Raw genomic sequence first — 21,156 nt, 5'->3', positions numbered from 1 at the left:
GAGCGTGGGGTCCACACGATGGGCCGATGAGGCTTGGTTGAAGCAGCAGGCACCAGGGTCTCCGGACCACCGGTTGACGGGGGCCCGCCGCACTCCGATGTCCCGCAAGGTTGGTTCGTATCTCGGGATGTCGGTAGGCAAATCGGTCCATGGCGGAACCTGCGACGGAGATTGGGGTTCCATCGTTGCGAAGCGGTATGTCACGGCCATCAAACGCGAATCCACGACGAACGATCGACAGTCAATGAACGTCCCGGTCCGTTCGGTAAGCGATGAGCTTGGCGTGATTGTCAGTTTGTTGCCGGGTCGCAGTGGCTTCCTCCGCAGTGGCTTCCTCCGCAGTGGCTTCCTCCGCAGTGGCTTCCTCCGCAGTGGCTTCCGCAGCGGGATTCCCGGCCGGACGCCCCAAGCGGGGCGATAGTGGCGGGATGTTGTCGCTTGCGGCAATTGTTCATCGAGCATTGTCGGGTCCGCTACAATGGACGCGCCCGCCGAATCTCCTTCCCACGGACGACGATTCACTGTGCTGTTGCATTTGCCATCCCCATCGGTTCTCGCCAGTGTGCGTCTGGCTCTGATCTGGTTTGCGATCACGATCGGTCTCTCCGGTATCTCGCCGTCACTGAGCGAAGCGGCGAATTTTTCTGAGGCAGAGTCACTTTATCGACGTGGCAGCCTGGAGGAGGCAAAAAAGATTGCTGCCGAGGAGGTCGAGCGGGGGATCTGGAATCGTCGTTGGTCGGAGTTGTTGATTCAGTGTCAACTGGATACCGGCGACTACTCCGAAGCGCTGGCAACCTATGAGGCGGCAATCGATCGGTACCCAACCAGTTTGCCGCTGCGCGTGTTGGGAATTCGCGTGGCACGTTACAACGACTTGCCCGACCGCGTCGCCCTTGAAAAGGCCAGGATCGAGCGTGACCTGCAAACGGGTCGGCTACGCTACGCCACCGCGGACACGCTGGTCGCCGCCGGCCGATTCTTTTCAAAGAACGGGATCGATGCTCGGATCATCCTGAAGTCGTTTTACGACCGCGTCCTCGAAAACGATCCGCTGAATCTGGAGGCGTTGATCGCGACTGCAGAGCTGGCGGTTGAGAAAGGGGACTACAAGGTCGCTGCCGACTCAGTGCAGCGGGCCAAACAACGGGGCTTGGAAGACGCCCGGTTGGACTACCTGCTTGCCGTCGCCTTGCAACCCACCGATGCCGAAGCCGCTTCCCAAGCCCTCTCGGCGGCCCTGCAGGCCAACCCGGTGTATGTGCCGTCGTTGGTCCTGCAAGCGGAAAATGAAATCGATCGTGAACTTTACGAACAGGCCGCTCAGACGATCGACAAGATTCTGGCGATCAATCCCAAGGACGAATCGGCGTTCGCATTGCAGGCCGTGCTCGCTCATTTGAAGGGAGACTATGCCAAAGAAAATGAACTTCGCCGGCGAGCTCTGGAGCACTACCCGGACAATCCCGAAGTCGATCACCTGATCGGTCGGAAGCTTTCCGACAAGTATCGCTTTGCCGAAGGAGCCGAGTACCAACGTCGCGCCCTGACGGCTGATCCGACGCATTTGGCCGCCACGTTCCAACTTGCCCAGGATCTGTTGCGTCTAGGTGACGAAAAAGTGGGCTGGGAGTTGGCCGAACAGGTCAACACGGCTGACCCCTACAACGTCGTCGCCTACAACCTGATGACCCTGAAAGATCGTGTCGATGGATTCGTCACGCGGCGGATCGCCGACCCGGTGCGGGTGGAGGTGGGAGACCTGCTGGTTCGGATGAGTCCCACCGAAGACAAGATTTACGGCCAGGCGGTCGCCGACCTGCTGGTCGAAGCCAGAAACGTTTTATGCGAAAAATACGATCTGACGCTGCGTCGCCCAGTGTTGGTGGAGATCTATCCGAAGCAAGGGGACTTCGCCATCCGCACGTTCGGGCTGCCCGGCGGAGAAGGATTCCTGGGCGTCTGTTTCGGCAACGTCGTGACCGCCAACAGCCCGGCTTCCCAGGGCCCACGTCCGTCCAATTGGAAGAGCGTCCTGTGGCACGAATTCTGCCACGTGGTCACGCTGACCAAAACCAACAACCGGATGCCGCGGTGGTTGAGCGAAGGGATTTCGGTTTACGAGGAACGGTTGCGAGATCCGACGTGGGGCCAATCGATGACGCCGCGCTACCGCGAGATGATTCTGGGCGAAGACCTGACGCCGATCGGGCGACTGAGTAGCGCGTTCCTGGCGCCGCCGTCGCCGACTCACCTGCAGTTCGCCTATTACGAATCCTCTCTGGTCGTCGAATTCTTGATCGAACAGTACGGCGAAGAATCCTTCAACGCCGTTTTGGATTCCCTCGCCGATGGGGTGGCTGCCAACGACGCCATCGCGATGAACATCGCGCCGCTGGAGCGATTGGAGCTTCAGTTTGCTGAATACGCACACGAGCTCGCGAACAGCTTTGCGCCTGACTTGGAATTCGACCGGGAAGATTACCCGGATCCGCCCACGCCCGGCGATGTGATCACGTGGGCCAAGTCACACCCGGACAATTATTGGGGCAAAATCGCCGTTGCCCGAGACCGGATGAAACAGAACGACTTTGCCGGGGCAACGAAGTTGTTGGAGGAATTGGTCGCACAGGGCGCGGCAACCGGAGAGCGCGAAGGTGTGCTGGAACTACTGGCCCAGTGCTACCGGAAGCAGGACGACCGGCCGCTGGAAACACAGACCTTGACCAAGCTCTTGGAACGCTCCTCCGACGCCCTGCCGGCCCTGGAGCGGATGATCGAGATCGAACGCGAGCGAGAAAACTGGGATGCAGTCCGCGAACTGTGCGAACGGTCTCTGGGGATTCAGCCGCTCTCGTTGGAGCTGCAACAAACCCTGTCGGAAGCTTACCAACGCTTGGGCAAAGCCGAGCTGGCTCTGCCGGCGCTCCGCGCCCGACGAGCGATGAATCCCGTGGATGTCGCCGGCCTGGAGTTCGAAATGGCTCAGGCCCATGTTGCCGCCGGTGACCATGTCGCCGCGGAAGAACACCTGGTCGAGGCGTTGTTGATTGCTCCCCGTTTTCGCAACGCCCACCGGTTGTTGTTGACCGTGAGCAGGGCGAAGGAATCTGAAAAGGACGAAAGTTCGCAGGAAGACGAGGATTCGCAGAAAGCGTCGGACGGGTCCCAAAAGGAGTCGGCCGTCGAACCCGCCGGAAACGACGAAGCACCTGAAAAGTCGGACAGCTCGGAAGACGCGGAGAAACCAAAGTCGGTATCGCCCGAGCCGGGTGCCTCGCAACCGGCCGATCCGAATGATGAAAAGTCAACGAAAGAGGAAGCCGGTTCGGATTCCGGACCCGGTGGTGAACAGCAACCAGATACCAAAGAGGAACAGCAATGAAGGATCGCAAGAAACTGCTTGCGGTGACGCTGCTGTTGTTGGCCGGCGTCGGCGTCAGCCAATTGGCGCTGGCCCAGTGGGGGCGTCGCGGTCGCGGGCGTTCGATCGAGGAAGATCGCCGTGGAGTTCCGATGTGGGAAGTCGATCGTCGATTTCCCGGTGATCTCTTCACCTTCGCACGGGTTCGCTACGACTCATATTACGGCCGTGGCGGCGGCGGGGGATGGTCAACGGATTACCCCGACAGCGACCTGAATTTTTCACTGCGTTTGCAGCAACTGACGACGATCAAAGTCGACCCGGTACCCGTCATCGTGGAGCTGACCGATCCGAAGCTGCGCGACTACCCCTTCCTGTACATGATCGAACCCGGCGGGTTGGTGTTCAGCGAGCAGGAGACCGTGGCGCTCCGCGACTACTGTCTCAGTGGCGGCTTCCTGATGGTCGACGACTTTTGGGGCGATTCGCAATATCAGAATTTGGAATACGAGCTCAGCCGAGTCTTTCCGGATCGGAAGCCCTTCGAAGTTCCGTTGGAACACGAGATCTTTCACAACGTCTACGATCTGAAAGAGAAACCGCAGGTTCCCGCGATCAATGCGGCCGCCAGCGGTGTCTCTTGGGAATGGTCCCGCGACGGAAGCGACACCAGCGTGCCGCATTTCCGTGCCATCACCGATGACGAAGATCGAATCATGGTTTTCATCTGTCACAACACCGACTTGGGTGACGGCTGGGAGCGGGAAGGCGAGAACGAGCAATATTTCCGCGAGTACTCGGTCAAGAAGGCCTATCCCATGGGAATCAATATTGTGACCTACGCGATGACGCACTGACCTTGACCGATGCGGAACCGCGCGGGCGTCGGACGCGTGGGACGTCGGCGAGTCCGCCACTGAAACGTCCCGTCGACGGAATCCCGGCGGATGACTCTGCGGGGCATTCCGATCAAATCACCCGGAACCTGACATCCGAAATCTGGCACACTCCGAGCACCCTGAACAAAGGATATCGATGAGCACAAGTGACGTGGTTGAATCCGACTTGGTGGAACAAATTCGATCGGCCCGCGAGCAGATTGTCGGCGAATTGGCAAAAACGATTGTTGGCCAACATGAGGTCATCGAACAGTTGCTGATCAGTCTGCTTGCCGGGGGGCACTGTTTGATCACCGGCCCGCCGGGGCTGGCGAAGACGTTGCTGGTGCGCAGTGTCGCTCAAGTGTTTCACCTGAAATTCAGCCGGATCCAATTCACCCCGGACTTGATGCCGGTGGACATCGTCGGGACCGAGATTTTGGAAGAGACCGGTGACGGCCATCGCGGCATGACGTTTGTGAAAGGGCCTGTCTTTGCCAACGTGATCTTGGCCGACGAGATCAACCGCACACCGCCCAAGACGCAAGCTGCGATGCTCGAAGCGATGCAGGAGCATCAGGTCACCGCAGCGGGGACGCGCTACGAACTGCCCGAGCCGTTTTTCGTTTTGGCCACGCAAAATCCCATCGAAATGGAGGGCACGTATCCGCTGCCCGAGGCCCAATTGGACCGGTTTCTATTCAACGTCAAAATCGACTACCTGCCGGCCAGTGACGAATTGGATGTGGTCTTGCGAACGACTTCGTCCAAACCCGCACCGATCGAACCACTGTTCTCGGGTGACGACGTGTTGCGTTTCCAGCAGGCCGTCCGCGAGGTGCCGATCGCACGTGAAATCGGTGAGTACGCCGTGCGCCTGGTCGGTATCACTCGACCGGCTCGCGAAGCTTCCCCGGAGTTCATCAACGAGTGGGTGGGCTGGGGGGCTGGCACACGGGCAAGCCAGACGTTGGTATTGGGTGCGAAAGCCAGGGCGTTGTTGAAGGGACGAGCGCACGTCCAAACGGAGGACATCGTCGCGCTGGCCCACCCGACGCTGCGACACCGAGTGCTGCCCACCTACAAGGCCGAGGCCGAAGGCGTGACCATCGAGAAAATCATCGACCGCGTGCTGGAAGAGGTGCCCAAGCCGTGAGCCGCGGATCTGCTCCCGAACGGTCCGGTACCACGGTCCCCGGAGAGGCGTCATCGCAGGCGTCGGTGGATCCCGCTGCGCTGATGCGGATCAAGAGTTTGAAGCTGCGAGCCAAAACGGTGGTGGAAGGGTTCTTCGCGGGGCTGCACCGAAGTCCGACTCACGGGTCGTCGATCGAATTCAGTGAATACCGAGCCTACGTGCCGGGCGATGACCTGCGGAATTTGGATTGGAAACTTTACGCGCGCAGTGACCGTTATTTCATCAAAAAGTTTGAGGACGAAACCAACCGGCGGTGCTACCTGATCGTCGATCAGAGTCGTTCGATGAATTATGGAACGACTGGCTACAGCAAGATGGAATACGCCCGCACCGTCGCCGCCACGCTGGCCTACTTTCTGACGCTGCAACGCGACGCGGTCGGAGTGCTGACGTTTGATCAGGAGCTTGGCGACTTCGTACCCGCAAAGCTGGGGCCCAAACAGTTTCACCAGATTCTGGTCGAACTGTCACGTCCGGCGGAGGGACGGGGGACGGATTTGGAGGCCCCGCTCCGCCAAATCGTGTCGGTGGTTCCGCGTCGCGGTTTGATGATCTTGATGAGTGATTTGTTGGCCCCCGCGGAGACGCTGCAAACCCAGTTGTCGGCGCTCCGCGCGCGAGGGCACGAAGTGGTTTTGCTGCGGATCATTGATCCCGCGGAGATCGAATTCTCGCTCCCGGATCCCGCGATGATCGTCGACTCGGAAACGGGACGTCAGATTTATGTCGACCCGGCGGTGGCGAAAGCTCGCTACACCGAACGCTTCAACTCTCATCGGCGCGAAATGGAGAAAACGTGCGAGGCGACTGGGGTCGGGTTTTACGAAATGCGAACCGACCAGCCCCTGGATCGAGCGTTGTCCAGTCTGATCGACGCCAAGAATCGGATGGGTAAATCGGCCCGACGCACCAACCGCGGAGGGGCACGATGAGCTTTTTGGCACCGCTTTATTTTCTGGGGGCATTGGCCGTCATCGGTCCGATCCTGTTTCACCTGATTCGACGCCAACCGCGCGGGGAAGTCGAGTTCAGCTCCCTGATGTTCCTGGAATCGACGCCGCCGCGATTGACCCGTCGAAGCCGGTTGGAGAATTGGTGGTTGCTGCTGTTGCGGTGTGCAGCGATCTTGTTGCTGGCGTTGGCGTTCGCCCGTCCGTTTTTTTCCAGCACCGACTCCACCCTGGTGGACCAGAATCGGCGAGCCGTCATTTTGGTGATGGATCAGAGCGCCAGCATGCGTCGGCAAGGCGTATGGGACGACGCGATCAGCAAGGCCCAGAATATCATCGAGGCGGCGGATCCTGACACGTTGATTTCCGTGGTCGGTTTCGACCAAGTTCCACGAAACGTTTTGACACTGGCCGAATCGGCACAGATTGGGCCGGAGAGTCGATCCGAGACGGCCCGGGAGACGCTGGCAAATCTGCAGCCCGGGTGGGGAGCGACGGATCTGGGAGCCGCCATCCGATTCGCCGCGGACCAGGCGGCAATCATCGACCAACAATCACCCGAAGAATCAGAGTCCGAAGCCATTCCAGCTTTGGCACAGATTGAAACGCGGATCGTCGTGCTGAGCGATCTGCAGTCGGGGGCTTCACTGGAGTCACTTCAGGGATACCAGTGGCCTGACCGAGTGTGGGCTGATATCCAAACCGCTGGCCCGCACGGTGGGGCCAATGCGTCGTTGCAGGTCCTGCCGGATACGACCGGAGAAGGAGACGCAAGCCAGGCTCGCGAGCTGTTCGGAGACACAGTGCGGGTCCACGTCGCGCGTGGCGAAGAGCAAGCGTCAGGTGGGGCGACCGGCAAGGCGTTGACATTGAAGTTTGATGGTCAGAACGGGCCGGCGGCGACCATTCAGGTGCCTCCAGGCCAGAGCCGCATCGTCAATTTGGACGTGCCCCGTCAGGAAGCGGCTTCTGAATCGGATTTGCAACCGTTCTGCTTGCGTCTTTATGGCGACGACGACGGTTTCGACAATGCCTTCTACTTTGTCCGTTCCAAGCGAAATGACCAGCGAGTGCTGTTTGTCCGGCCGGATCAGAGTGAGGCTGATAGCCCCGGCAGCGAGACGCCCCGGCGCGAAGCACTGTCGTTCTACGTCCAACAGGTCCCTTGGTCTGACCCGACCCGAGAGGTCCAACTGGATATTGTGGGACCGGCGCAGTGGCAAAACACGCTCGCCGCCGCCGATGTGCCGCTGATGATGTTTGCCCGCCCACCGAAGGGCGACCAACAAACCAACGCACTCAGGCGTTACGTCGCCGCAGGCGGAAATGTGTTGTTGGTTTTGGATCAGACGCCGGATGAAGACCAGGTCGCCTCACTCGCGACGTTATTGGATTCACCGAACTTGACCGTCCAAGCGGCCTCAAAAGAGCAAAGCGACGATCAGCCGGCCGAATTTCATTTGATCGAATCGGTCCGTTTCGAAGATCCGTTGATTGCGCCGCTTTCGGATCCGGGAGTCAACGACTTCAGCAACATTCGAGTCTGGAACCATCAAGTGATTCGCGGACTCAGTGATTCGGTCTCCACGATCCTCCGTTTGGATGATGGGGCACCCCTGATGGTCGCAACCGCGGTCGCGGACGCGAAAAGCTCCGGTGCCGGTCGGGTTTGGGTTCTGACATCCGGTTGGCAACCCGCGCAAAGTCAGTTCGGGCTGTCGACCAAGTTCGTTCCCATCATGCTGGGCATGTTGGGACGCAACCGCGCGCTGGTCAATCGCGCATTCGTGGTCGGCGAAACGATCGACGATCAAACCGTCGCGGAGGAGCCCGGATTTGCACGCGGTCAGGATGAGACATTGGTAGCGGTCAACGTCGATCCGAGGGAAAGTGAGACCGATCCCATCGACATTGACCGGTTTTCCCAGTTGGGCGTTCGCGTCTCCTCGCTGGAATCCCAGCAACAGGACAAGCAAGCTCAACGCGCCCTCCGGGACGTGGAACTGGAGTCGCGGCAAGGATGGTGGCAATGGTTGATTCTGGGCACCATTGCTTTTTTGGCGGCTGAAACATGGCTCAGCGCCCGAACATCGCGCCAGGCCGAAGCCGCGTGATCGATGACGGGATTCCATGGGCCTCGGATTGGCATGAGACTAACTAGGTGATGGTGGCATGATTGAACCGAAGATGAATCCGGACCAACTGCGTTTCGATTCCCAAGTCGGAGTCGCGGATCGCCAATTGGACCGCGTGCTTTACGAGATCGAGCAGGTTTCCAGCCGGATCCGTGCCAAGCATTTTTGGACGCTGTTGGCCGTCTTGGCGTCGGTCTCCGCCTTGTTCGGCATCATGCTGCGCGGTGCGGCGACAAGCGGACAAATCGATCGGATCTGGGTCGTCATTTGGGTCGCGGCCGGTTTGTTTCTATCGGGGCTGGTCGCGGCGATTCTCTCCAGGCGGCTTGCCGGTCGCTCCGGGGACACCGCAACAACGATTGAACGTCAATATCCGGGGTTGGGACAAAGGCTGTTGACGACCGCGGGGCTGTCTCGCCAGCAGACGGGCAGTTCGTTGACGCAGCGTCTGATTCGCGAAACGCATGAACATTTTCGTTCTCACGATTGGCGTCGCGTCGTTTCCACGGGAGCCCTTTGGATTTCCCGCAGTTTGGGGATCGCGGCTTGCTTGGCTGCGATCGGCGTCGCCCTGCTCGGATTCAGCGGGCGTGAAACGGGACCGGCCTCGTTGATTGGCCCTTCCCCGATGCGTGTCGAGCGTCAGGTTCTGGTCCAGCCCGGGAACGTGTTGCTCGAACGCGGAAGCAGCCTGGTGGTCACGGCCGAGTTCTCGCGCGATGTTCCAGAGACCGCGAAGCTGCTCACGATCACCGCGGACGGCGGCGAGTCGGAGTTACAGATGAAACGCAACTTGGGCGATCCGATTCTGGGCGGGTTCGTGTCGTCGGTCGACCAAGCGATGCAATACCAGATCGTTTCGAACGACTGGAGCAGCGAACGATTCTCGGTCGAAGTCTTTGAATTCCCGGAGCTTCTGAGGAGTGATGCGGAATTGAGGTTTCCCGAATACACCGGAATGAACCCCAGGACGGTTGAGGATACGGTGAAGGTCACTGTGGTCGAGGGCACGGAGTTGCAGTGGCGGCTGATCCTGAACAAATCGGTGACGCGTTGCGACCTGGTGCGGGTCGACCAACCGGAGACGGTGATTTCATGCGATCCCGATGAGCCGATCGACTTTTCGAGGCAAGACGCGGTCTGCTACCGGGCGGAAATGCCGACCGATGTTTCCGCTTCCTACACGCTGATGTTGGAAGATGCCGACGGTCGACAGAACAAGTTCCCGCCACAACTGACCGTCAAGGTGTTGCCGAATCAACCACCCAGCTTGAAGCTGGACCCGGCTCGGGACGTCACCGTCTCTCCGCTGGAAGAGTTGGAGGTGGGAGCCGCGGTCCAAGACGATTTTGGTGTGCTCCGATCCGGCGTGTCGTACACCTTGGAGATGAATCCGGGAATTGAAGTCGAATTGATTTCCTCCGTCGAACGCAACCAGAAAAAGCAGGTCCAGCACACGATCGATTTTGAAGAACTGCAGGCGGAACCCGACGATGTGTTGTCGTTCTATTTTTGGGCCGAAGACGTCGGGCCCGACGGTCAGGTACGTAGGACCGAGAGCGACCTGTTTTTTGCTGATGTTCGTCCCTTCGAGCAGATCTTTCGGGCCGGGCAGTCGCAACCGCCTCCGGGCGGGCAGCCATCCGGACAAGCGCAGCAAGCGGAGGAATTGGCCGGGACGCAAAAGCAGATCATCACCGCGATTTGGAACCAGATCCGAAAGGAACAACGGGGAGAGTCGATCGATGAGAAAGATTTGACGACGATTGCAGAGTCCCAGCAGGCGGGGCTGGACCAATTGGGCGAGTTGGCAAGCGAGTTGCAAGATGCCGGTTCAATCGAGATCGCAAAAGGTATCGCCGGAACGATGCAGCAAACGATTGACGAATTAGCCGACGCCGATCTGGATCCCGCATTGAAGTCTGCCAAAGCCAGTTTTTCCGGGCTGATGAAGCTGCGGTCTCGCGAGTTTGAAGTCACTCGATCACGCCAGTCGCAGCAAAGCTCTTCCGGCGGCGGAAACCAGAACCGCCAGCAACAGCTTGATGAGTTGGAACTGGATGAAGACGAAAGCCGCTACGAGACGCAGCAGCAGGCGGCGCAGCAGTCCGCCCAACAGCAGGCGGCAGCGGAGGATCGGCAAGTTCTCAGCCGGCTCCGCGAGTTGGCACAGCGGACGGAGGATTTGAACGAAGAACTTGCAAAGCTCCAGACGGCCCTCCAGCAAGCGAAGACCGAAGAAGAAAAGGAAGAAGTCCAGCGGCAATTAAAGCGATTGCGTGAACAGCAGCAGGAATTGCTGCGAGAATCCGACGAGCTGGAATCGCGGATGCGATCTCCGGAGAATAGCGAACGGATGAGCGAGCAGGCCGATCAGTTGCAGCAGTCCCGGGAAGACCTCCGGCAAGCTGCCCAGGCGACTGAGAACGAAGATCCGTCGTCGGCTTTGGCCGCCGGACGCCGTGCCGAGTCGCAGTTCGACGAATTGCAGCAGGAGTTTCGCCGCCGCGCGGCGGGGGCTTTTGACGAAACGGTTCGCCAGATGCAACAGGAGGCTCAGCGATTGCAGGACCAACAGGAGGAGATTGGTCGTGCGATGCGAGAAGAAACGGAACAAGCCTCACCTGGATTACGCGGCGACGAATCCAAGGCATCCTCGCCGGACCAGTTGCAACAGCAGGCAGAGCGTGTCGAACAGTTGCTGAATCAAATGGAGGAAACGGTTCGCGAAGCCGAAGAGTCCGAACCGTTGCTGGCCGAACGACTGTACGATGCTTTCCGAGAAACCCGGCAGGCGGACGTGGAACAGCAACTGCGGAATGCCGCCGAACTCGTCCGCCGCGGATTCACCCCGCAAGCTGATCCGTTTGAACAACAGGCGGCAGAAGGGATCCGGAATCTTCGCGAAAAGATCGATTCGGCAGCCGATGCGGTGCTGGGCGATTCGGAAGAGGGGCTGCGCCGTGCGGCAGCTCAGTTGGAGCAGCTTGCCGAAGGGGTTGAACGAGAGATCAATCAGGAGACCGGCCGCGACTCGGGGCCAGGTCAACAACGGGAAACCGACGATCAACAAAGCGGTTCCCAACAGCAGGGTTCCCAACAACAGGACTCTCAGCAGCAAGGTTCCCAGCAGCAGGGTTCTCAGCAGCAGGGTTCTCAGCAACAGGGTTCTCAGCAACAGGGTTCTCAGCAGCAGGGTTCTCAGCAGCAGGGTTCTCAGCAGCAGGGCTCTCAACAACAGGGCTCTCAACAACAGGGCTCTCAACAACAGGGCTCTCAACGACAGGGCTCTCAACAACAGGGCTCTCAACAGCAGGGCTCTCAGCAGCAGGGTTCCCAGCAGCAGGGTTCCCAGCAGCAAGGTTCTCAGCAGCAGGGTTCTCAGCAGCAGGGTTCTCAGCAACAGGGAGGCGAGGGCCAGCCGTCATCGCAAGCCGACCGGCCTTCGCCGGGGTTGCGTGGGGGCGGGGGGCAATCCGGGGATGAGCGTCGGGAGGAATCGACGCAGCCCAATAACCGGGCGGCGGATTCCCCTTCGACGGGCGGTCCCATCGGGCCAATGACCGGCGACTTTCGGTCTTGGTCGGATCGAATGCGAGACGTCGAGGAAATGGTCAACGATCCCGACCTGCGAGCTCGAGCGGGGGCGATCCGCGATCGTGTTCGTCAAATGCGTGTCGAGATGAAGCGTCACGGTGACAGTCCGCAGTGGAATCTGGTCGAAGATCTGGTCGCGGAACCGCTGCGTGAACTTCAGGCCGATGTCAAAGCGGAACTGCTGCGACGAACGGCGAACAAGAACGCACTCGTCCCGATCGACCGCGATCCGGTACCCGAACAATTCAGCGACGCCGTCCAGCGATACTACGAGAACCTGGGTAGTGTTGGCTCGGGAGAATCCGAGGGGAGGAATTCGCCTTGATCTCGATTCCTGCTTTGTATGGTGAGTTTCTGCTTGGTTCGCCACAGTGGCTGATCCCGGTCGTCGTGGTCGGTACCTTGCTGACGTTTCTGGTGATTCGAAACTATGTGCAGGCCGGTGTGGGCTCGAACCGCCTGCTGTGGGTCGGCATGCTGTTGAAACTGTCAGCGATCGCCTTGTTGGCAGTGTGCCTGTTGCAGCCGATGCGTCGGGCGAAACGCCCCCGTCCCCAGGCCAACCTGTTGCCCATCCTGGTCGACACCAGCCAGAGCATGGATTTGTCGATCGGTCAGTCGCGAACCTCGTGGAGAGATCGGATTGATGCCGATCTGGCGACCGAGTCGCCAATGTTTGCGTCGATGGCACAAAAGTTCCAAACGCGGCTGTATGGTTTTGACAAACGGCTCTCGAGCGCCGGTGACGTCACCCAACTGCGACGTGGTGGCGGGGCCAGCCGGCTGTCGGAGAATCTTCTTGAGCTTGGCGTGCGTCTGTCCGACCGACCCGTTGCCGGAGCCTTGTTGTTGACCGACGGCAACACCGGCTCGGTCGCCGATGCAACCCAGGATTTCAGCGACCTGCCTTTTCCCGTCTATCCGGTCTTGCCTTCCCGGCCGCCGGTGGCGAGCGATCTCCGAATCATTGGGACCACCGTTCGGCAAACCAACTTTGAGATTTCACCCATCACGATCGCCGCACGGTTCGCGAGCAACGGCGCAATGGGCGGAGAAGTTTTTGCTCGGCTGACAAACGTTGCGGATCAAACGGTCGTTTCCGAGCAGAAACTGAAGTTGGATCCCGACAAGGAAACCCAATCCGTCTCGTTTCGTTTCCGCCCCAGTGATGTGGGGTTGCAGTTTTACCGAGTCAGCCTGTTTCGCGAGGCCGACCGGGCGGCTTTCGACGATGTCGATTCTCTGCTGGAAGCGGCGACGACCGAAACCACGTTGGTCAACAACACCCGGTTGATTGCGGTGGACCGCGAAGGTGGGCCGTACCGCGTGCTCTACGTGGCCGGCCGGCCCAACTGGGAATTCAAGTTTCTCCGCCGCGCTGTTTCCGCCGATGCCGAAGTGGAGCTGACCGGTTTGCTGCGGATGGCCAACAAGGAGCCGAAATTCAGCTTCCGCGACCGAGGCGTCTCAACGACCAATCCCCTGTTTCAAGGTCTGGGTGAGGACACCGAGGAGACGGCCGAACAGTACGACGAACCGGTCATGATCCGTTTGGGAGTGAAAGGAGCCGAAGAGTTGGCTTCGGGCTTTCCAAAAACACCCGAGGAGTTGTTTGCATTTGACGCGTTGATCCTGGATGACTTGGAACCGGAGTTCTTTAGCCAGGATCAATTGGCCATGGTGCGTCGATTCGTTGCCAGTCGCGGCGGCGGACTGTTGATGTTGGGTGGCCAAGAGATGTTTTCCGGCCGTTCGTTTTCGCAGTCCGTCCTGGGAGAATTGTCTCCGGTGTACCCGTCGCGAAGTGACCAGTCGGCTCCCGGGTCGCATGCGTTGGGGCTGACCCGCGAGGGCATGCTGCAACCGTGGATGCGGTTGCGAGAAAGCGCGGATGCGGAGAGTCGACGTCTTCGAGCGATGCCAAAGTTTTCGTCCGTCAATCCGGTCGGGGAGCTGAAACCCGGTGCCTACCAAATGGCCACCGTGGCAGGAAGCGAAGCGCAGTTGCGCCCCGCGGTGGCCGTTCAGCGATTCGGCAAAGGCCGCGTTGGAGCGGTGATGATCGCAGACGTGTGGCGTTGGTTCATGCGTCGCGAACAGGAGAATCCCGATGACGCGGCGCAGATGTGGCGTCAGATGACTCGTTGGCTGGTCGGTGAGGTTCCCAAGCGTGCCGACATCTCGGTCGCGACGTCGGAAACGGATGAGGATCAAGTCGAGATACGCGTTCGGGCCCGAGACGAAGCTTTCTTGCCGATGGAAAACCCGAACGTCAAATTGACCGTGTCCGATCCGAGCGGTCAAAGCGTGCAGGTGGATGCGAAGGTGCTTGCGTCCGAACCGGGGACGGTCTTGGCGTCCTACTACGGGGATTTGCCCGGCAAGTACCAGGTCACCGCCGAAGTCCGATCGCAGGACGGTTCGGTCGTCGGGGTTCCCGAGACGGGCTGGACGCGACAAATCGCGGGGCGTGAATTTGATCAGGTCGGAATCAATCATGCACTGCTGGAACAGATCGCCCAGAGCAGCGGAGGGCGGATGATTCGCGAACAGGACTTGTCAGATTTTTCTCGCCAGCTGGAAAGCACCAAGGTCCCCGTCACGGAGACTTGGGTGTATCCGCTGTGGCATCGGGGCTGGGTCATCACCCTCGCGTTGGCGTGTTTGTGTGGCGAATGGGGTCTGCGAAGGCTGGGAGGCTTGGCGTGATTCGGAACATGTTGCTGGCCGTCGGTTTGTTGCTCGGGTGTTTGCAATCGTGGACACCGGTGGCGGCCTCAGGCCACATCATCATTGTCACCGGAGCGGCCGGAAAACCGGAATACGGCCAGGAGTTCGCCGAGTGGGCGGATCGCTGGTCAGCGACGTGTGAACGAGCATCGCTGTCTTGCGATCGGATCGGCCCTGATTCGGAGGCGGCAGATGACGGGCGGGAAACCGATCGCGATCGACTGCAACGTTTGCTGAAGGAACAGGCGGCCAGTGAGTCCTCTTCGCCCCTGTGGTTGATCCTGATCGGACACGGAACCTGGAACGGCGCTTCGGCGAAATTCAATTTGGAGGGGCCCGATGTGGATGCGCGCACGCTTGCCGAGTGGCTCAATGGCATCCGGCGACCGTTGGTGCTGGTGAATTGTGCGTCGTCCAGCGGTCCGTTCATCGACCGTTTGGGAGGCGAGGATCGGGTCGTGATCACGGCGACCAAGAGCGGTAACGAACAAAACTTCGCCCGGTTCGGCGATTACTTTTCCTCCGCCATCGGCAACCCGGGATCCGATTTGGATCACGATGATTCGGTCAGCGTTCGCGAGGCGTTCTTAAAGGCCGCTTCAGACACCGCAAGTTTCTATCAGCAGCAGGGGCGGATCGCGACCGAGCACGCCTTGTTGGAAGACAACGGGGATCGGAAAGGTTCGAACCTGAACTTGGTGCTGGGCACCGCGTCGGTGGGCGGCGAAGAAGAAGTTGACGGCAAACTGGCCGACCGGATTACGATTCGCAGCGGAGCCGATGTGCCTGAACTGGATGCCGAACAGATCGCCCGCAGAGACGAGTTGGAACGGAGCTTGGAGCAGCTTGTCATCGACAACGCCGACGGCGATCGTGAGCAGTTGCGTCGCCAGGCGCTACCCATCCTGGTGCAGTTGGCGCAACTGTACGAATCCGCCCGGCAGCCGCAGGCGGAGGAGCGGCCTGAGGCAGACGAGAGCGAAGACAAGACCGCCGGAGACGACACGGCCGGAGACGACACGGCCGGAGACGACACGGCCGGAGACGACACGGCCGGAGACGACACGGCCGGAGACGACACGGAACCCGAGAATTAGCGGGCGAGCTCGCTTGGGTCTTGCAGCGTTCCAAGCCAGTCAAAGGCGTCGTTGCGAGCTCCTCCGCGACCCTCCCGGAGGGAGGGTGAAGCGGATCTGCTGAACGCGATCAGATCAGTTCGGTCTTTCCGGGGATGGCGAATTGAGGTTCCGGACGGCTGTTTTTGACGTTGAAGTCTTCGGGGAACAGGCCCAATTCCGAATCCTTGACCAGAAAGTCCCAGCTGACATTCTGTCCGGTGTAGGCCGCAATGCGACCGAGCACGGCTGTCATGGAGCTGTCGGCGGTTTGCTTCAGTTCGACGATCGGCTTTCCGGATCGAATCGAATCGACCAGATCCTTGTGTTCCTGTTTGTAGGCGGCACCGATGTCGCCTTTCATCGACCAGATTTCTTTGCCGTCGCGGTCCGTGATGGTCGCCCCTCCGTTGCCGCCCAGGATCGTGGCGATGCCCTCGCTGCCGTAGATCACGTTGCTGTTGTCGGCGGCGGCTCCGGGAATCTGGCGGCACATGAACGAGACTTGGCGGTTTCCCGGGTAGGTGTAGTCGATCGCCATGCTGTCCCACATCTCGCTGTCTTCCGGACGGGTGAAACGGCCGCCGCCGCCGAACGCCGAGACCGGGTTGGCATTCATGACCCAGTTCATGGTGTCAATGTTGTGGACCGCTTGCTCGACGATCTGGTCGCCCGAAAGCCAGATGAAGTGCATCCAGTTGTAAAGCTGGTACTCCGTATCGGTCATTTCCTCCTTGCGGGCACGGTACCAGATGCCACGGCTGCAATACCGGGCCGTCATGTTGATCAAGTCACCGATGGCACCTTCGTGGATCCGTCGGATCGCTTCCACATAGTTGGTTTGTCGGCGGTACTGGGTACCGGTCACGATGGCCGTGTTGTTGTCCAACGCTTTTTGATGCGCATCCAGGCACATGCGGTACCCGACCGGGTCAACGCACGTCGGCTTTTCGGCGAACACGTGTTTGCCGGACATGACTGCTTCCAGCAGGTACTGCGGGCGGAATCCGGGTGGGGTGGTCAGCAGCACCAGATCCACGTCGGCATCGTCCAGGATGTGTTTGTAGGAATCGATACCCGAATGCTGTTTGTTCTCGGGAACCGCCACCTTGTCTCCGTATTTATCCAGCCGTTTCAGCACCTGGTGCTTCTTGGGATCCAAATCGGCGGTCGCCACCAGGCGGACGTTGTCGTTGATCGAGAGGGTATCGTTCAGAGCGCCGGTTCCGCGTCCGCCCAGTCCGATGATTCCCAGCCGAACCGGCTCGGATGATCCGGCCTCCGGCTCGGCGCCTCGGACCGCTCGTCCCAGCACAGCTGCCCCGGCCAATCCCGCGGAAGCGGCCGATCCTTTGGACAAGAATTCGCGTCGAGAAGGTTGTCGGGAAGACGACTCACTGTTCGGCTGGCGCGAGGCGGATTCCGCGGGCGAGGTTCGATCGGTTTTTTTCATCGCTTCGGGTGGTTTAGGGCTGTTTGGCGGGCGGACAGCATCGCCTGATGGCGGGTGCCCGGTGACGGTGGGAACGGCTAACTGGCTGCCAAACCGAAGACCGGACCGTCGATGCCGGGCCGACCGGAACATGGCGACCGCGGCAGGAGCGTCCGCTTCGGTGACGCGACCAGAGAGTCGAAACCGCCAGTTTACTCGGCATTGCGATGCCTGTCTGCTCGCAACGACGTGTGACCCGTGACAGAAAATCCAAAACTGATAGACTTTGTCCATGAACCACCCAAATGATAGCGAGTCTCTCCGCGAGAATTCTCCTTCCCCCGCGGCAGATGCCACTACCAATCCGATGGTCGCCGCTTCGCGGACCATCCGCCCCCACGGCACCGAATACAGTCGCAAGCTGGCCGCTGCTGCTGCCCGCGTCGCGTTGGACAACAAGGCCAAGGACGTGACGGTGCTGGACGTGTGCGGCCAGTCGTCCGAGTTTGACCTGTTTGTCATCGCCACCGGACAGAGTCGCCGGCAATTGCATGCGATCAGCGAGCAGATCGACGATGCCTTGCAAAAGCAGTTGGGCGACCAACGCTTCGGCATCGAAGGCTACGAGGAGAGCCGCTGGATTGTCCTTGATTATGGAAGCGTCGTGATTCATCTGTTCGATGAGGAGACGCGCGAATTCTATGATCTGGAGTCTTTGTGGGCGGATGCCAAGACGATTCCTCTGACTGAGTTGGGGATCGAGGTTCCGGGCGAGTAGCCCCGGCGGGATCACACCCGGGCTGTCCGGTTGCCGCCCCGGAGGAGGTCCGTTGGGTGCCCCGGTGATTCGATCGATGACTTCACTTCGGCACCGCCCCGACAGCCCGTCGTCCCCGTGCCACCGCAAACGGGAAGGTGTTGACCGTTTGGATGCTTCCGATCACCGCCGGTTGTCGGTGACGATGTTTAGGAAAAACAATGCAGGTCCTAGCCCTTCTTCAGTCTCGATTCCGCTCCGCACTTGAATCGTGCGACTGCCTTTCGGCGGTTGACGATCTGGCTAACTACGCCGCTCTGATCCGGCCAGCGGGAAACCCCAAGTTTGGTGACTACCAGGCAAACTGTGCGATGCCGCTGGCAAAGCTGGTTTCTGGGTTCAACCCGCGGGAGTTGGCCCAACAGATCGTCGATCATTTGAGGATTGATGATCTTTGTGATCCGCCCACCATCGCCGGTCCCGGGTTCATCAACCTGCGACTGGCGGACAAATTCCTGAATGATCACATGGTGCGCATGCTGGATGATCCGCGCTGCCTGGTGGAGCGTGCCGCATCGCCGCAAAAAATCATCATCGACTACTCGTCTCCCAATGTCGCCAAGCCGATGCACGTGGGGCACATTCGCAGCACGGTGATCGGGGACTCACTAGCGCGGGTGCTCCGATTTCTGGGGCACGAGGTGATCACGGACAACCATTTGGGAGACTGGGGAACCCAGTTCGGGATCATCATCTACGGGTACAAACATTTCGGAGACCCGGAGACGGTTAGCCAAAACCCGGTCCCAGAGTTGGCAAAGCTTTACCGCATTGTGCATCAGTTGATGGGCTACCAGAAATCGGTTGCCGGTTTGCCTAAGCTGAAGGCGGAAATCGAAAAGCTGAAGGCCGAACGGGCCGCCGCGGTCGCGGAGGCGGAACAGGCGGAAGGAAAAGACGCAAAAAAGAAACGCAAATTGGCCGATGCGGCAGGAAAGAAACTTTCTGCCGCGGAAGCGGCCCTCCGCGCGGCGCAGGAGTCCATCGCTGCCGTCGAATCGGATCCGGTGGTTGGACAGCAGGCGAGTGCGCATCCGAACATCAATCAAGCGGTCTTGGATGAGACGTCCAAGCTGCATCGTGGCGATGCAGAGAACCTACAGCTATGGAACGAGTTTCTGCCATTCTGCAAAGACGAAATCGAGCGCGTGTATGACCGCCTGCATGTCAGTTTCGATCATACCTATGGTGAATCTTACTACCATCCGATGCTTGCGGACGTTGTCGAAGACCTTCAAGCGAACGGGCTGGCAACCGAAAGTGACGGAGCGATCTGCGTCTTCCTGGATGACTTTGATGCGCCGATGATCATTCGCAAAAGCGATGGCGCCTATCTCTATGCAACCACCGATTTGGCAACACTCCGATTTCGACTCAAAACGTTTGATCCGGACGAGATCCTGTACGTTGTCGATACCCGGCAGGGTGAGCATTTCGAGAAGCTGTTCGCCGTTGCCCGATTGACCGGATTGGATCAGGTCAAGTTGGTGCATGTGAATTTCGGTACCGTCCTGGGCGAGGACGGCCGACCGATGAAAACGCGGAGCGGCTCATTGATCGGATTGGAAAGTCTGTTGGATGATGCCGTCGACGCCGCCTATCAGGTGGTGTGCGACCCCGACCGTCTTGTGAAGTTGGAACCGCCGATGGACGAAGCCGAGCAGAAAAGCGTCGCGGAGGCTGTCGGAATCGGAGCCATCAAGTACGCGGACTTGGGACACGACCGGGCGAGTGACTATCGGTTCAACCTGGCCAAGATGGTGGCACTGTCCGGTAACACGGCAACGTACGCGCAGTACAGTTTCGCCAGAACCGTCAGCATCCTGAACCGAGTTGGTGTGGACGAATCGGATGTCTCACAGCGGGTTCAAACCGATGGGATCAACCTGAATCACCCCGCGGAACGTGCTCTGGCGCTAAAACTACTGCAGTTTGATGACGCGTTGCACAGCGTGTACGCCGACTACGGCCCCAACCATCTGGTCGAATATGTTTATGCAACGGCCGAGGCCTTCTCCAAGTTCAACGACCAGTGCCACGTGATGAATGCGGAATCCGCCGAGGTACAAACCACCCGGTTGGCCCTGGTCGTGCTCACGGGACGCGTGATCAGGCAGGCATTGCAACTACTGGGGATCGACGTGGTCCAGCGGATGTAACTTGCGTCTCGGAAGCGTTCACGGATCGCAAAAAAGTGTAGGTATGACCGCACATTCGCATAATCTTCGCACATGTTCCCAAGCAGGGCGTCTACTACGATTGACAGTGCAACACTTAGCCCTATTTTACGTGAAGTTGCCGTTCGACCGACTACGGTGAGACTTGGGGGCAACTCGCGCTTTTCTTGGTCAGCACATTCGATGCTGTGACTATCCGATGATGTCATCAAGAGAGATTTGGTCTCTGGTCGCGGACGGCTTTGAATTTCCTTAAAGGGTTATTTTGCTGTGGATGATGGATCATCCGGCAGAATCGGAGACAAACAGATTATGGCCAAAAAGAAGAGCACCCCCAACAAGTCCAAAGAAATCCGTGATTATTTGAAGGACCACCCCGGGGCAAAACCTCGTGAGATCGTCGACGCGATGAAATCCAAAGGCGTTGACGTCAGTGCTCAATTCGTCAGCACCGTGAAGTCCACCAGCAAGAAAAAGAAGGGGCCAGCACGCCGTCGTGGCCGTCCGGCCGGTTCCAAGAATAAGACCACTTCGATGACGCGTCCCGCGACCAAGAAGTCCGGTGACACCGTCTCGGTTGAATCGTTGATCAAATTGAAGAAGGTGGTCGAGGAGATCGGTAGCATCGAAGAGGCCAAGGCGGCATTGACCACGCTGGAACAGCTGGCAAAGTAGCCCCCCATCTTCGGGGATGGCGGCTTGGCAGTCCCGCGGCGTTCGCGGTCGGACGCCGGCGTCGCACGTGCGCCGAGCACGACTTGAT

At 59.4% G+C, this 21,156-nt stretch carries 13 protein-coding genes; 12 read left to right on the top strand and 1 reads right to left on the bottom strand.

What is annotated here, in order from left to right:
• The first annotated feature begins 97 nt into the window (after nucleotides 1-97).
• The 9 genes from FYK55_RS28895 (at nucleotide 98) to FYK55_RS28890 (ending at nucleotide 15,949) form a co-directional block, all read left to right on the top strand.
• Entirely contained in the window at nucleotides 98-421 is a 324-nt protein-coding gene (locus FYK55_RS28895) for a hypothetical protein (protein WP_161604267.1), read from the top strand.
• A gap of 108 nt (nucleotides 422-529) precedes the next feature.
• Nucleotides 530-3,385: a peptidase MA family metallohydrolase gene (locus tag FYK55_RS02810; protein ID WP_235908380.1), complete on the top strand. Its 2,856-nt coding sequence runs from the start codon at nucleotides 530-532 to the stop codon at nucleotides 3,383-3,385.
• A complete protein-coding gene (locus FYK55_RS02805; protein WP_150074687.1) occupies nucleotides 3,382-4,221 on the top strand; it encodes a DUF4159 domain-containing protein in 840 nt (279 codons plus the stop codon). The genes FYK55_RS02810 and FYK55_RS02805 overlap by 4 nt, the downstream gene beginning before the upstream one ends.
• Nucleotides 4,222-4,399: 178 nt before the next feature.
• A complete protein-coding gene (locus FYK55_RS02800; protein ID WP_150074685.1) occupies nucleotides 4,400-5,398 on the top strand; it encodes an AAA family ATPase in 999 nt (332 codons plus the stop codon).
• Nucleotides 5,395-6,372, top strand: coding sequence for a DUF58 domain-containing protein (locus FYK55_RS02795; protein ID WP_235908379.1), 978 nt, complete (start codon nucleotides 5,395-5,397; stop codon nucleotides 6,370-6,372). Before FYK55_RS02800 ends, FYK55_RS02795 begins: the two co-directional genes overlap by 4 nt.
• Nucleotides 6,369-8,504: a BatA domain-containing protein gene (locus tag FYK55_RS02790; protein ID WP_150074683.1), complete on the top strand. Its 2,136-nt coding sequence runs from the start codon at nucleotides 6,369-6,371 to the stop codon at nucleotides 8,502-8,504. The genes FYK55_RS02795 and FYK55_RS02790 overlap by 4 nt, the downstream gene beginning before the upstream one ends.
• Before the next feature lie 58 nt (nucleotides 8,505-8,562).
• Entirely contained in the window at nucleotides 8,563-12,447 is a 3,885-nt protein-coding gene (locus FYK55_RS02785; protein ID WP_150074681.1) for a DUF4175 family protein, read from the top strand.
• The gene (locus FYK55_RS02780) at nucleotides 12,444-14,831 is read left to right on the top strand and encodes a hypothetical protein (RefSeq protein WP_150074679.1); all 2,388 of its coding nucleotides are present in this window, start codon (nucleotides 12,444-12,446) and stop codon (nucleotides 14,829-14,831) included. The genes FYK55_RS02785 and FYK55_RS02780 overlap by 4 nt, the downstream gene beginning before the upstream one ends.
• Nucleotides 14,828-15,949 carry a hypothetical protein gene (locus tag FYK55_RS28890; RefSeq protein ID WP_161604266.1) on the top strand — a complete coding sequence of 374 codons (1,122 nt, stop codon included), beginning with the start codon at nucleotides 14,828-14,830 and terminating at the stop codon, nucleotides 15,947-15,949. Before FYK55_RS02780 ends, FYK55_RS28890 begins: the two co-directional genes overlap by 4 nt.
• Nucleotides 15,950-16,058: 109 nt before the next feature.
• On the opposite strand, the gene FYK55_RS02770 is transcribed toward FYK55_RS28890, so the two are convergent.
• A complete protein-coding gene (locus FYK55_RS02770) occupies nucleotides 16,059-17,420 on the bottom strand; it encodes a Gfo/Idh/MocA family protein (RefSeq protein WP_150074678.1) in 1,362 nt (453 codons plus the stop codon).
• Between the two features lie 271 nt (nucleotides 17,421-17,691).
• On the opposite strand from FYK55_RS02770, the gene rsfS reads away from it, so the two are divergent.
• The 3 genes from rsfS (at nucleotide 17,692) to FYK55_RS02755 (ending at nucleotide 21,068) form a co-directional block, all read left to right on the top strand.
• On the top strand, nucleotides 17,692-18,177 hold the full coding sequence (rsfS, locus tag FYK55_RS02765; RefSeq protein ID WP_235908378.1) for a ribosome silencing factor: 486 nt from the start codon (nucleotides 17,692-17,694) through the stop codon (nucleotides 18,175-18,177).
• Between the two features lie 200 nt (nucleotides 18,178-18,377).
• Entirely contained in the window at nucleotides 18,378-20,375 is a 1,998-nt protein-coding gene (argS, locus tag FYK55_RS02760; RefSeq protein ID WP_150074676.1) for an arginine--tRNA ligase, read from the top strand.
• 330 nt (nucleotides 20,376-20,705) lie between these two features.
• Nucleotides 20,706-21,068, top strand: a complete 363-nt coding sequence (locus tag FYK55_RS02755) for a hypothetical protein (RefSeq protein WP_150074674.1) — start codon at nucleotides 20,706-20,708, stop codon at nucleotides 21,066-21,068.
• Nucleotides 21,069-21,156: the final 88 nt, after the last annotated feature.

The organism is Roseiconus nitratireducens (genome assembly GCF_008629675.1).
In the GTDB taxonomy this organism is placed as follows: domain Bacteria; phylum Planctomycetota; class Planctomycetia; order Pirellulales; family Pirellulaceae; genus Stieleria; species Stieleria nitratireducens.
The sequence above is the reverse complement of the archived record's forward strand: the minus strand, read 5'-3'. Positions and strand labels throughout refer to the sequence as shown.

Excerpts from the sequence above, each read along its gene's own strand:
- FYK55_RS28895 (WP_161604267.1), top strand. The coding sequence starts at position 98 with ATGTCCCGCAAGGTTGGTTCGTATCTCGGGATGTCGGTAGGCAAATCG.
- FYK55_RS02805 (WP_150074687.1), top strand. The coding sequence starts at position 3,382 with ATGAAGGATCGCAAGAAACTGCTTGCGGTGACGCTGCTGTTGTTGGCC.
- FYK55_RS02800 (WP_150074685.1), top strand. The coding sequence starts at position 4,400 with ATGAGCACAAGTGACGTGGTTGAATCCGACTTGGTGGAACAAATTCGA.
- FYK55_RS02790 (WP_150074683.1), top strand. The coding sequence starts at position 6,369 with ATGAGCTTTTTGGCACCGCTTTATTTTCTGGGGGCATTGGCCGTCATC.
- FYK55_RS02785 (WP_150074681.1), top strand. The coding sequence starts at position 8,563 with ATGATTGAACCGAAGATGAATCCGGACCAACTGCGTTTCGATTCCCAA.
- FYK55_RS02770 (WP_150074678.1), bottom strand. The coding sequence starts at position 17,420 with ATGAAAAAAACCGATCGAACCTCGCCCGCGGAATCCGCCTCGCGCCAG.
- rsfS (WP_235908378.1), top strand. The coding sequence starts at position 17,692 with ATGAACCACCCAAATGATAGCGAGTCTCTCCGCGAGAATTCTCCTTCC.
- argS (WP_150074676.1), top strand. The coding sequence starts at position 18,378 with ATGCAGGTCCTAGCCCTTCTTCAGTCTCGATTCCGCTCCGCACTTGAA.
- FYK55_RS02755 (WP_150074674.1), top strand. The coding sequence starts at position 20,706 with ATGGCCAAAAAGAAGAGCACCCCCAACAAGTCCAAAGAAATCCGTGAT.